13 protein-coding genes and 1 tRNA gene are annotated in these 12,604 nt (G+C 47.7%); 7 read left to right on the top strand and 7 right to left on the bottom strand.

Annotated features, from left to right (window positions below):
- The 4 genes from ACKOVI_RS04400 to ACKOVI_RS04385 form a co-directional block, all read right to left on the bottom strand.
- Positions 1-346, bottom strand: a 346-nt coding sequence (locus ACKOVI_RS04400; RefSeq protein WP_509602832.1) for a hypothetical protein, incomplete at its 3' end; no start/stop codon positions are given.
- A 12-nt stretch (positions 347-358) separates the two neighbouring features.
- Complete coding sequence (locus ACKOVI_RS04395; RefSeq protein ID WP_509602831.1) at positions 359-952, bottom strand: DUF305 domain-containing protein; 594 nt, start codon at positions 950-952, stop codon at positions 359-361.
- Between the two features lie 22 nt (positions 953-974).
- Positions 975-1,799, bottom strand: a complete 825-nt coding sequence (locus tag ACKOVI_RS04390) for a shikimate 5-dehydrogenase (protein WP_509602830.1) — start codon at positions 1,797-1,799, stop codon at positions 975-977.
- Positions 1,800-1,803: 4 nt separating this feature from the next.
- Complete coding sequence (locus ACKOVI_RS04385) at positions 1,804-2,130, bottom strand: YciI family protein (RefSeq protein WP_509602829.1); 327 nt, start codon at positions 2,128-2,130, stop codon at positions 1,804-1,806.
- Positions 2,131-2,159: 29 nt separating this feature from the next.
- On the opposite strand from ACKOVI_RS04385, the gene ACKOVI_RS04380 reads away from it, so the two are divergent.
- From ACKOVI_RS04380 to ACKOVI_RS04370, 3 genes are all read left to right on the top strand, one after another.
- Positions 2,160-2,789 carry a HEAT repeat domain-containing protein gene (locus ACKOVI_RS04380; RefSeq protein WP_509602828.1) on the top strand — a complete coding sequence of 210 codons (630 nt, stop codon included), beginning with the start codon at positions 2,160-2,162 and terminating at the stop codon, positions 2,787-2,789.
- A complete protein-coding gene (locus ACKOVI_RS04375) occupies positions 2,782-3,231 on the top strand; it encodes a GNAT family N-acetyltransferase (protein ID WP_509602827.1) in 450 nt (149 codons plus the stop codon). Before ACKOVI_RS04380 ends, ACKOVI_RS04375 begins: the two co-directional genes overlap by 8 nt.
- A 134-nt stretch (positions 3,232-3,365) precedes the next feature.
- Positions 3,366-4,502, top strand: coding sequence for a hypothetical protein (locus ACKOVI_RS04370; protein WP_509602825.1), 1,137 nt, complete (start codon positions 3,366-3,368; stop codon positions 4,500-4,502).
- A gap of 42 nt (positions 4,503-4,544) precedes the next feature.
- Here ACKOVI_RS04370 and ACKOVI_RS04365 read toward each other — a convergent pair.
- Positions 4,545-4,616: transfer RNA gene (locus ACKOVI_RS04365), tRNA-Val, on the bottom strand.
- 90 nt (positions 4,617-4,706) lie between these two features.
- Here ACKOVI_RS04365 and ACKOVI_RS04360 point away from each other — a divergent pair.
- Entirely contained in the window at positions 4,707-4,943 is a 237-nt protein-coding gene (locus ACKOVI_RS04360; RefSeq protein WP_509602824.1) for an ACT domain-containing protein, read from the top strand.
- A gap of 5 nt (positions 4,944-4,948) precedes the next feature.
- Here the strand turns inward: ACKOVI_RS04360 and ACKOVI_RS04355 are convergent, their stop codons facing one another.
- Positions 4,949-5,407, bottom strand: coding sequence for a peroxiredoxin (locus ACKOVI_RS04355; protein WP_509602823.1), 459 nt, complete (start codon positions 5,405-5,407; stop codon positions 4,949-4,951).
- 9 nt (positions 5,408-5,416) lie between these two features.
- Positions 5,417-5,797: a DUF3052 domain-containing protein gene (locus ACKOVI_RS04350; protein WP_509602835.1), complete on the bottom strand. Its 381-nt coding sequence runs from the start codon at positions 5,795-5,797 to the stop codon at positions 5,417-5,419.
- A 111-nt stretch (positions 5,798-5,908) separates the two neighbouring features.
- Between ACKOVI_RS04350 and aceE the strand changes: the two genes are divergently transcribed.
- From aceE to glgB, 3 genes are read left to right on the top strand one after another with little or no spacing between them, the layout of a single operon-like run.
- Positions 5,909-8,629, top strand: a complete 2,721-nt coding sequence (gene aceE / locus ACKOVI_RS04345) for a pyruvate dehydrogenase (acetyl-transferring), homodimeric type (protein ID WP_509602821.1) — start codon at positions 5,909-5,911, stop codon at positions 8,627-8,629.
- Positions 8,626-10,590 carry a maltotransferase domain-containing protein gene (locus ACKOVI_RS04340; RefSeq protein WP_509602834.1) on the top strand — a complete coding sequence of 655 codons (1,965 nt, stop codon included), beginning with the start codon at positions 8,626-8,628 and terminating at the stop codon, positions 10,588-10,590. The genes aceE and ACKOVI_RS04340 overlap by 4 nt, the downstream gene beginning before the upstream one ends.
- A 9-nt stretch (positions 10,591-10,599) precedes the next feature.
- Positions 10,600-12,531, top strand: a complete 1,932-nt coding sequence (gene glgB, locus ACKOVI_RS04335) for a 1,4-alpha-glucan branching protein GlgB (protein ID WP_509602820.1) — start codon at positions 10,600-10,602, stop codon at positions 12,529-12,531.
- Positions 12,532-12,604 lie beyond the last annotated feature (73 nt).

The raw sequence follows: 12,604 nt of genomic DNA, 5'->3' as shown, positions 1-12,604 counted from the left end.
CTCCATGAAGCATGCGAGGCCAGTATGAAAGTTCAGGAAACTCAGTGAGTAGCCTTGAACAGTCTCCCCAAGCGTGAGGTTGTTGCAACCGATATGCCTCTCCCATCGGCGAGCTTCGATTGAATTTCAAGAATCGATTGCCAACAAGATTGCCATAAACTGGTCCGGTTCTGGCTTTAGTATCCAAAGTTGAATCATCAATCTGTTCAAAAAGGATTATCGTCTCTAATTCAAGCAGTGGTCGAGCGATTTCTACCACATGCTCACAAAATGCATCTGGGTTCGTTTCAATCTCTGCATCATTGGAAAGTGTCTGGAGAATTTCCTGCCAAGCTGGTGAAATCATAGTTTTCACCTCCTATGTCATAGATGCGAGGTACTTCTTCATTAACTCAATCTCCGCTGATTGAGAAGTCTTTATATTCTTTGCTAGCTGCCTGGCTTCAGAATTATCGCTATTTGCAATCATCGCCACCGTCGTGAGCGCACCTTGATGGTGGGCAATCATTCCCTTAAGAAATAACTTGTCGAAAGAATTGCCTGTAGTCATCTTCAAATCAGAAAGTTCGGCGTCAGTGAGCATGCCCTCCATAGACATTCCGTGAGCGCCCATAAGCGTTGTGCCGTTGGCTGTGAGCCAGCTCTTCATCTGTGCAATTTCTGGCGCTTGCGCAGACTTGATTTGTTGAGCTAGGGCGAAAATGTCGGGATTTTGAGAATTGACCAGTGCGAGATCCGACATTGCAATCGCCTGCTGGTGATGAGGGATCATCATCTGGGCAAACATAATGTCACTCGCGCTGTAGGAAGAGTTATTGACGGTGTTGCCGTGCATGTTGCCCATCACCCCGTCATGATCTTCACCATTGTTGATTGCAAAGCCAAGACCAAAGAAGAGTAAGGCAATTACAAGGACGGTTGCTCCAGTTTTATTATCAAATTCAATTTTCATGACAACCCGCCTCTCAACAACCTCACTCTAGTCGCGAGAATGCGGTTGCGCTACTGATGAGTTCTTCTGAGAGAGTAACGCCGGTATAAAGTTCGAATTGAATGGCTGCTTGGGCTGCCAGAATTTCCATTCCAGTAATAATTTCCTTATTTTCTTCGGTTGCGATTTCGACTAGTGGAGTGAGGGCTGGCACTGCTATCACCTCTAGAATTACTGACGCTGCTTGAATGTGCGATGCAGTAAATGACAATTGACCTTCATTGCCACCTTCCATGCCAAGAGGTGTGACATTTACTAGGACTTCCCCGGAGTTCAGCTCTGATAATTGATTCTCATTCAGCCATTGATAGCCATACTTTGTAGCGAGAGCCTGGCCGCTACTTCGATTGCGTGAGTAGATTGTTAGGTTTTCGAATCCACTATTCTTGAAAGCAGCAACTACCGCTTTTGCCATTCCCCCTGAGCCTCGTACGATCACTGCGCTCTTCTTTGGGATATTCCGCTTATTAATTGCCTCTTTCACCGCCTGATAATCGGTGTTATAGCCCTTGAGATAACCATCTGTATTAACAATGGTGTTCACGGCATCGATAGTGGCAGCGGATTCATCGAGCTCGTCGAGAAGTGGAATTACCGATTCTTTGTGTGGCATAGATACTGCTGCGCCACGTATTTTTAGTGCTCGAACTCCTTGCACAGCGCCGATGGCATCATCGACAGCAAAACCTTTATAGACGAAATTCAAGCCCAATTGCTCGTAAAGATAGTTATGAAACCTAGTCCCCACGTTGCTGGGTCTAGCAGCTATAGATATGCACATCGTCATATCTTTGTTGAGAATAGCCATCTACTTACCTGATGTAAGGGCGAAGTTCGACTTTGCGATTGCAGCATTGTGAACCTTCGAGCGCTAACTCATAAGCTACTTCTGGAGTATCAGCTTCGATAATCCAGAAACCGCTGAAGTATTCAGGTGAATCAAAGAGAGATCCTTGCCTTACATCACCTTTCCCAGCACGGTTATCAATTAGCGTCGCCGATGATCCTGGCTGGATGCCCGCAGCCGTTATCCAGTGGCCGTTGTTCTGAAGCTTTTCATTGAATGCATCAATCTGCTGCATTTCATCTGGGCTAGCAGGATTATTGGGACCGTCGATCACAAAGATAATAAAGCGCATGTAGCAAGGTTAACTGATACGGTTTTGTAATGGCGACTTTGCAGGCACTTTTATCATCGCCTGACCAATCTGTTCGGCTCAAGGCTGCACTTGCCGCTGGCACTTACCCGGAATTTGAGTACATCGACATTCTGGTCTCGCAATGTGCTCATGAACCAGATTTCTTTGTGCGAGACACCCTCTCGTGGGCCTTGATGCGTAATGACATTCCTGCAGTTGTTGAGCGATTAAAATTCGAGCTGAACTCGAAGAATCCTCTCGCAAGAAGCCAAGCAATTCATACTCTTTCCAAAATCGGAAATAAAGACAACTTCCCGCTCATTACCGATGAGCATTTCTTTGATTTAGATGATGCTGTTGCGACAACAGCTTGGCGGGCTGCATCTGTCTTGGTTCCCGAATCCGAAAAACCTTTACTTGTGGCTAAGTTGATAACTCAATTGGGCCGGGGAGACTCTGACATCCAATTCGCGCTGACTAGATTCTTATGCGCGATTGGCGAGGAGATTGTTATTCCATTGAAGCAGGCCGCTCAATCTTTAGATGAAACAATCAGGACTCAAGCCGACTTTACTTTGATGCGATACAACGAGATGAAACTAGAAAATGAAAGAGAGAAACCCATTGTCGGGAGGGACTTAGACTCCGAGCATGGGTAACGCGATAGTAAGAGCACTCAAAGCAGAAGACCATGCAGTGTGGAAAGAGCTTTGGCGAGGATATATAGAATTTTACAAAGCCGAACTTCCAGAATCCATCTACCAACTCACTTGGAATCGGATTCTGGATCCCGATTACAATCAATATGGATTAGCTGTTATTTACGATGGCCAGATCCAAGGCATGACTCATTACTCGTATCAAAATTCAACATGGGCAGAGACCTCCGTCTGTTATCTGGAAGATTTATTTGTTAATCCAGAAGTCCGAGGGGCCGGCCTAGGTCGAGCGCTCATTGACGAGGTAAAGAGGATCGCAGTCGCAAATGATTGCCAGCGCCTCTATTGGAATACTGATAGAAGTAATGCGACTGCCCGCAAACTCTATGACAGCTATATATCTGAGTCAGGGAAAGTTCAGTATCGCATTCCGTTGAAATAGCGGCGATCCGTTCCTCTGATGAGCCATCACTGAGTGCCTGTAAATAATCCAGCATTACAGCAACTCATTGGATAGTCCGTAAAAATGACTTGTCATGTCACTTTTTGGAGCAAAAAACTTATTAGCATGTTGTTATGAAGAAATATGTAGGCATATTTGCAATCGCGATCATGACGTTTACATCTACTCAAACAGCAAATTCCATAGATGGCGTTGGATTTGTGGATTCCCCGGCTCCAGCTTCGTACACAATGGATAAATGCGAGCTCCCAACCTCGATGAATTGCATTGAGTCGGTGGGTTTAGTGGGTGAGGACGGAACTTACTATGATGCTGAACTTAAAAATTATGACTCCATAAACACAGTGGTGGATCCAAATGGCAACACTCACTTCTATAGCAATGCTAATTGGGTGGCAAAAGGGACCACTATCAGAGTTTATGCAAGCCTTGACTCTATAAACTCAATTATCTGGAAGAACTCTGATACTGATATTCAATATGGCGCTGCAATGCGCATATTAATTAATGTTCCAAACCCGCTAGATACAAAAGTTCGAATTAAAGCAAGAACATCTTGGCTACGTCCTCAGAGTGTCCAACTAAAGATGTATGAATCCGATTTCCAGGATGAAAAAATACCTGGCGGGCATCGATGGACTTTCGAGGGCAAAGGTTTGCCATATTCAAGTTTTAATGGCTCAACCAGTCAGGCTCTCGCAGCAGGCAAGGAGAACGCTGACTACGACGGAATTTTGTTCGACATATTTATGCATCATGCAGGAATAGATGCAAAACATAGTTTCTGGCCACCGATCTGTGCAGATCAGGGTTTTACCGTTCAATCGAATAACACGAATGAAACTGGCGAACCTAGTTGGGATGTCAAAGAACAAACTTTGCAGTTTGGTGTTTTAGCTCCGCATTTCACCAGCACTGGCAAACTCAATACGGGCTACTTCAAGTTTTGGACAACAGATAACTTCCTTAATTGTAAATTTCCAGGAAACACACTAACGAAATCACCGAAACTTGAAGTGCAAATTCTTGATGACAAAGGGGCTCAACTGGTCGCCACTACACAGGTCTCTCACGCGGATGGAAAGATTATTTTGGTTGCTTCTGGATTCCACTTCTCTTCACCGAGAATCGTGCTTCGCGCAGCAAATACCTCGCCGTTGACACTTATTAAATGTAAGAAAAGCAAAACGCTGAAGGTTGTCACGGGGCGAAAGCCAGTCTGTCCTACAGGGTACAAGAAGGTTAAATAAATCTTCTCTCGAAAGTTAAAGGTGACGAGAACTCTGTGACCGTGGGCGGTGAGGGTTTCGAACCCCCGACATTCTCGGTGTAAACGAGACGCTCTACCACTGAGCTAACCACCCGGCTTGTACTGCTCGCGAATACTACTTTATTCACGCGAAAGTGCGAAAACGGTAATCCGCTCGTAACGGGTGAAGGCTAAAGTTAGGGCTATGGCACTCTTCCAAATGCAGATTTCGCTCCCAGACCGCCCAGGCTCCCTCGGAGCGATCGCCTCAGCGATTGGTGCGGCTGGCTGCGATATTCGCGAGCTCGTTGTCATTAAGGCAGAAGATGGCAAGGGGTATGACGACATTACTGTCGCTGTGCCAGGCACAGATCCATCTGATTTAGTGAGCGTCCTCAACTCCATTGGTGGGGTTGAGGTGATTGCAATTAAGCCACTTTAAATTTATTAAAGAGCGGCGAGCGCTGCCTTGTAGTCATCATTGCTTCGAGCATCGCCCAAACCATTGACTACCTGCCAGCGCACGATTCCTTCTTTATCAATCACAAAAGTACCGCGCAGTGCACAACCGCGAGCTTCGTCGAAGATTCCGTATGCCTTGGCAACTTCACCATGTGGCCAGAAGTCAGAAAGAACTGGGAACTTGTAACCCTCTTGCTCTGCAAATACTCGCTGAGTAAACATTGAATCGCATGAGACCGCTAGAAGTTCGACATTGTCGTTTTGAAATGCTGAAAGATCATCGCGCATCGCACAGAGTTCGCCAGTACATGTTCCTGTAAATGAGAAAGGAATAAAGAGGAGAACAACATTCTTCTTGCCCTTATATGAAGAGAGAGTAACGACGTTTCCGTTTTGGTCTTTTAATTCAAAATCTGGAGCTGCAGAACCGATATCAATAGTCATGGGGAAAACCTATCGCTTGACGCTTCTCCTTGCCACCAGATGAGTTGCATTCCAATCAGTTGCTGCCGAAAGAGTTGATGTTTGTGATAGTCCGACATTGGGAGCTGCATCTTGGATATCACTTGGTTCGACGTGGCCGCTTCTTCCTGCCTTGGGAGTCAGAATCCAAATTGACCCCGACTCTGAGAGATAAGTAAGTGCATCTACGAGTTCATCTTCTAACTCGCCATCTCCATCGCGCCACCAGATGATGACTGCATCGACGACTTCCGAAGTGTGGTCTTCAACGAACTCGGTACCGGTGATGGCAGATATAGCAGAGCGAAGTGATTCGTCAGAGTCGGCTCCTCTGCCAATCTCGAGTACTAGCTCTCCTGGCTCAAAGCCCATGCGCACTGCCACGGGATAAGTGCAGTAGATACTGGCCGGTTGCGCAAGGGGTAATGGGATTCACGCCTATCCATTTTGCCTGGAGGGTCCTTCCGCGCGAGAATAAGCACCATGAGCGAATTCCAGGGCCAGGCGGATTACCTTCTCAATCAGTTAGTTGATACTGATCCTACGGAAACTCTCGAGTGGCAACAGTCGCTCGATGCCGCGCTCGAGGCGGCCGGCCCAGTACGTGCACGATTCTTGATGCTCGCACTCTTAAAGCGCGCACATGAGCGCAACGTTCCAATTTCAAATCTTCGTACAACTGATTACATCAACACCATCACACCACAGGCCGAGCCACAGTTCCCTGGTGATGAAGATATCGAACGCCGTATCCGCGCATATGTTCGCTGGAACGCTGCGATGTTGGTGCACCGAGCACAGCGCCCTGGCATCGGAGTCGGCGGACACATCTCTACTTATGCATCATCTGCATCTTTATACGAAGTCGGCTTCAACCACTTCTTCCGCGGTCAAGATCACCCAGGTGGCGGAGATCAAGTCTTCTTCCAGGGACATGCATCTCCAGGAATGTATTCACGTGCATTTCTGGAAGGACGGTTCACTGAGCACCAGCTCGATGGATTCCGTCAAGAACTTTCCCATCAAGGTGGAGGGCTTTCTTCTTACCCACACCCACGATTGATGCCAGATTTTTGGCAGTTCCCAACAGTGTCAATGGGCATCGGTCCACTCAATGCAATCTACCAAGCGCGTTACAACCGTTACCTGCACAACCGCGGAATCAAAGACACTTCAGATCAGCGCGTCTGGGCATTTTTAGGTGATGGCGAAATGGATGAGGTCGACACACTGGGTGCAATCGGACTCGCCTCGCGCGAGAAGCTAGATAACCTCACATTCGTCGTTAACTGTAACTTGCAGCGTCTTGATGGTCCTGTTCGCGGAAACGGCAAAATAATTCAAGAGCTCGAATCAATCTTCGGTGGCGCAGGCTGGAATGTCATTAAGGTTATTTGGGGTCGCGGGTGGGATCCGCTTCTTGCCCAAGATAATGAGGGCGCACTCGTCAACATCATGAATACAACTCTTGATGGTGATTACCAAACATTTAAGGGTGAGAGCGGTGCGTACGTCCGCGAACACTTCTTTGGTAAAGATCCACGCACTGCTGCAATGGTTGCAAACTGGTCGGACGATGACATCTGGGGCTTGAAGCGTGGTGGACACGATTACCGCAAGCTCTACGCTGCTTATTTAGCTGCAACACAGAACAATGGAAAGCCAACTGTCATTCTTGCAAAGACAGTCAAGGGCTGGACACTTGGTTCGCACTTCGAAGCGCGTAACTCAACGCACCAGATGAAGAAGATGACTCTCGAAGACATCACAGAATTCCGTGATCGTCTTGAGATTCCGCTTCCAGATAGCGCACTTGATAAGTACACACCTGCTTACTTCAAACCTGCTGCAGATTCAGTTGAGGCGAAGTACCTTGCAGAACGTCGCGCCGAACTTGGTGGAACCGTTCCACGTCGCCGCGCTGCATCAAAACCACTTCCAACTCCTCCAGATTCTGTCTACGACTCAGTCAAGCGCGGATCGGGTCAGCAAGAAGTTGCTACAACGATGGCATTTGTTCGTATGTTGAAGGACCTTGTAAAGGATGAAGGCATCGGAAAGCGCCTTGTTCCCATCATTCCTGATGAGGCTCGCACATTCGGTCTTGATTCATTGTTCCCATCACTCAAGATTTACTCACCTCACGGTCAGCAGTACACATCTGTAGACCGCGAACTCATCTTGTCTTACAAGGAATCAACGGCAGGCCAGATTCTTCACGAAGGTATTAACGAAGCAGGTTCTGTAGCTTCCTTTACCGCAGTGGGTTCTTCATACTCAACCCATGACGAACCTATGATTCCTATCTACATCTTCTACTCCATGTTTGGTTTCCAGCGCACAGGTGATGCTTTCTGGGCAGCATCTGATCAGATGGTCCGCGGATTCGTTCTCGGAGCAACTGCTGGACGTACAACACTTAACGGCGAAGGTCTTCAGCATGAAGATGGTCATTCACATCTCCTCGCTGCAACAAACCCAGCTGTTGTTGCATATGACCCAGCATTTGCATACGAGCTCGGACATATCTTCAAAGATGGACTTCGTCGTATGTATGGCGAAAACAGCGAAAACATTTATTACTACCTCACTGTTTACAACGAGCCATATCAACAGCCAGCAGAGCCAGAGAATCTCGATGTCGATGGATTGCTCCGCGGTATCTATCTCCTCAAGTCAGGCGAGAAGCAGCGCAAGAAGAATGCACAGATTCTCGCATCGGGCGTTGGAGTTAACTGGGCGCTGAAAGCACAAGAGCTTTTGCAGAAGGATTGGGACGTTTCGGCTTCAGTCTGGTCAGTGACGTCATGGAACGAACTACGTCGTGATGGCCTAGAAGTCGATAGCCATAACTTACTCAACCCAGCAGATAAGAAGGTTGCTTACATAACTTCTAAGCTCAAGGGCGCTGAAGGTCCAGTGGTTGCTGTTTCAGACTTTATGCGCGCTGTTCAAGATCAAATCGCGCCATGGATTCCGAATGACTTCTACGCTCTCGGTACCGACGGCTTTGGTCTCTCTGATACTCGTGGAGCACTCCGTCGCCACTTCAAGGTTGATGCAGAATCAATTGTTGTCGCTACTTTGGCCCGACTTGCAGCAGCGGGTGAGATTAAGGAATCTATTGTCACCGAAGCTATTAACAAGTACCGTATCTTCGATGTCACCGCGGCAGAGGCAGGAAACACAGAGGGTTCAGGCTGATTAATCGAATTCCAGTAACAGATATCTCCCCCGCAGTTTTCTTCGGGGGAGAATTTGTACCGGTGAAGGCAATCCCTGGTGAATCCTTTCCGGTTACTGCAACAATCTTTCGCGAAGGCCATGATCAACTCGGTGCAGATGTAGTTCTCTTCGACTCTGATGGAAAAGAAATCTCACGCGTTGTCATGCACGAGGTCTGGCAAGGTGGCGATCGCTTCACGGCTGACATCACAATTCCAGGTCGTGGCGATTACTCGTATGCCATCGAAAGCTACGACCATCCGCTTGCAACCTGGCTCCATGATGCTGAAATCAAAATCGGCGCTGACGTTGATTCGCAGCTTATGTGCACAATCGGCCAACAGCTCTTTGAAGAGGTAATCGATAAAGATTCCTCAGCAAAATCACTTCTTAAGCCAGCAATTGCCGCGCTCAAGGATTCTCATCTCGCTCCGCTTCACCGCTTTGGCATTGCCTCAACTCCAGAAATTCGAGCTTACTGCGCAGCACACCCGCTTCGTCGACTTACTACTCGCACGGAGAAGTACCCGGTGCGGGCAGATCACCCACGCGCACTTGTTGGTTCTTGGTATGAGTTTTTCCCCCGCAGCGAAGGTGCCATTCTCAATAGCGATGGCAGCATTACAAGTGGCACATTTAAAACCGCATCACAGCGCATTCCAGCAGTTGCCGCCATGGGCTTCGACATTCTCTATCTCCCACCGATACACCCCATAGGTGTTGCGCATCGCAAAGGTCGCAATAACTCTTTAACTCCAACAGAATCTGATCCGGGCGTTCCATGGGCAATCGGTGGAAAAGAAGGTGGTCACATGGCCATCAACCCAGTGCTAGGCACTATGAAGGACTTTGAAGATTTTGTTGCAGTTGCCAAGAAGAACAACATCTCTGTCGCACTTGATTTCGCTCTGCAGGCATCCCCTGATCATCCATGGGTAAAAGAGCATCCGGAATTCTTCTCGCATCGCCCTGATGGATCAATCGCATATGCCGAGAACCCACCTAAGAAGTACCAGGATATCTATCCCTTTAACTTTGATAACGACTACAACGGCATTCTCGAAGAATCGCTGAAGACTTTGCGCTTCTGGATCTCTAAAGGCATCAACGTATTTCGTGTCGATAATCCACATACAAAGCCTGTGCACTTTTGGGCGGATGTCATGCGCACAATTCGCCTTGAATCCCCCGATGTAATTTTCTTAGCTGAAGCATTTACTAAGCCTTCCATGATGCATGCTCTTGGAAAAGCAGGGTTCCATCAGTCATATACCTATTTCACATGGCGTACTTCCAAGCAAGAGCTCATTGAATACAGCAATGAAGTTGCGCATCAGACATCTGCATTCTTCCGCCCTAACTTCTGGGTCAATACTCCAGATATCAACCCGTTCCATCTTCACAGTGGCAATCCAGCAATCTTCGCAATTCGCGCAGCTCTTGCAGCAACTCTCACACCATCATGGGGAATGTACGCAGGGTTTGAACTCTACGAACATCGCCGATTTAAAGAAGGTGGCGAGGAGTACCTTGACTCAGAGAAGTACGAAATCAAGGTTCGTGACTGGGCAGCTGCAGAGAAGAAGCAGCTCACGCTTGCTCCATTCATCACTATCCTCAATAAAATCCGACGTGAAAATATTGCTCTGCAACGTTTGCGTAATCTTCGATTCCATCATTGCGATAACGATCACATCATTGCCTACTCAAAACGTGAAGGCGACAATCTCATTCTCGTAGTCGTTAATCTCGATCCACAATTTGCGCAAGAGACAACGGTGCATTGGGATATGTCTCAGCTTGGAATTAACCAAGATAACTTTGAGGTAACGGATTTGATTGATTCTGCAAAGTATCAGTGGTCTCCACATACATATGTTCGCCTTGATCCAACAAGGTTGTCTGGCAAAGTCGTTCACATTGCAAAGGTAAAGCTTTAGAATTGCTGCATGAGCTTTCTTTCAAAGATATTTAAATCTAAGTCATCTGCGGAAGAAAGTCAGGCGCCGGTCAGCTATCTCAATCCATATTCAACTTTAGGCGAACTCGACTTCCATCTCATCAATGAAGGCCGCCATGAAAGGCTCTGGGATGCACTTGGAGCACATGTTCTACGGGATGTAGATGGCACACTTCAAGGAACGGCCTTCTCTGTCTGGGCGCCAAACGCTCAAGCCGTCAGCCTTATTTGCGACCATAACTTTTGGGATAAATCTGCTCATCCCATGGTGCGCCAAGGCTCTTCTGGAATTTGGGAGATCTTTATCCCTGAAGTTGGTGCAGGGACAAAATATAAGTTTGCAATCTGTGGTGCCTTTGGCCAATGGGTAGATCATGCTGATCCCCTTGCACGCGAAACTGAAATTCCTCCACTGACCGCCTCCGTCGTCAACGAAAGCAATTACACATGGGGCGATCACGACTGGATGAGTAATCGTTCTGATTTCCAGCCATGGAAATCTCCAGTCTCTGTTTATGAGGTGCATTTAGGCTCTTGGCGCCTTGGACTTAGCTATCGCCAGATGGCAGAGCAGCTAGTTGAGTATGTCACCGCTAATGGATTTACCCACGTCGAATTTCTTCCAGTGACGGAGCACCCTTATGGACCTTCTTGGGGCTATCAAGTTACTTCTTTCTTTGCGCCCACTTCTCGATTTGGTACACCAGATGATTTCCGATTCCTGGTCGACTCTTTGCACCAAGCAGGAATTGGTGTCATTCTCGATTGGGTTCCTGCACATTTCCCCAAGGATGAATGGGCCCTCGCTCGCTTTGATGGAACCGCGCTCTACGAACATGAAGATCCACGTCTAGGAGAACATCCTGACTGGGGCACGTTGATTTTTAACTTTGGTCGTAATGAGATTCGCAATTTCCTCGTAGCAAGTGCGCTCTACTGGCTTGATGAATTCCATATCGATGGACTGCGGGTAGATGCTGTTGCATCGATGCTCTACCTTGATTATTCACGTAAAGAAGGCGAATGGCTCCCTAACCGCTTCGGTGGACGCGAAAACCTTGAGGCAGTTCAGCTTCTCCAAGAAGCAACATCTACCGCCTATAAGAGCCACCCGGGCATCATGATGATTGCAGAGGAATCTACTGCGTGGCCCGGTGTTACTCGCGACACCTCAAGCAACGGCCTGGGCTTTGGATTTAAGTGGAACATGGGCTGGATGCACGACACTCTCGAATATCTTCAACACGAGCCAGTGCATCGCGTCTACCACCACAATGAAATAACGTTTTCCATTCTCTATGCGTGGTCTGAGAACTTTATGTTGCCACTTTCCCACGATGAAGTCGTGCATGGAAAAGGATCTCTTGTTAATAAGTTCCCTGGAGATCGTTGGCAGAAACTTGCAACTTTGCGCGCACTCTATGGATTTATGTGGGCGCACCCAGGTAAGAAACTTCTCTTTATGGGTCAAGAGTTTGCTCAGAACGATGAGTGGAACCAAGAGGCTGGCCTTCAGTGGTACCTCACAGATTTTGATGAACATAGCGGAGTGCAGAAGTCACTCGCTGACATCAACGCTCACTACAAACGCCATCCGGCATTGTGGGAGAAAGATGTTAGCCCTGAGGGCTTCCAGTGGATTGTCGGAGATGACGGTGTAAACAATATTGTTGCATTTACACGCTGGTCTGATGCTGGTTATCCATTGGTCTGTATCACCAACTTTTCGCCAGTTCCACAAGAGTTCTACTCATTGCGCATGCCTACGGCCGGCGTATGGCGAGAGACAATCAATACTGATGATCTCAAGTATGGTGGAAGTGGAATTACCAATAATTCATTCGCTGTAGATGTTGATACCGACCTCTACACAACGCTTCGAGTTCCACCACTTGCAACAGTCTGGTTTGAGCGAGCTTAATCTTCTTTCATCACATGTGTGAAAGCAGCCGAAGCTACCATCAAGACGGCCGGGATCATCATTGCAGCCGCTA

This window comes from Candidatus Planktophila sp. (assembly GCF_046070465.1).
Classification (GTDB): domain Bacteria; phylum Actinomycetota; class Actinomycetes; order Nanopelagicales; family Nanopelagicaceae; genus Planktophila.
Note: the sequence above shows the minus strand (reverse complement) of the source record. Positions and strands in the feature narration are given on the sequence as shown.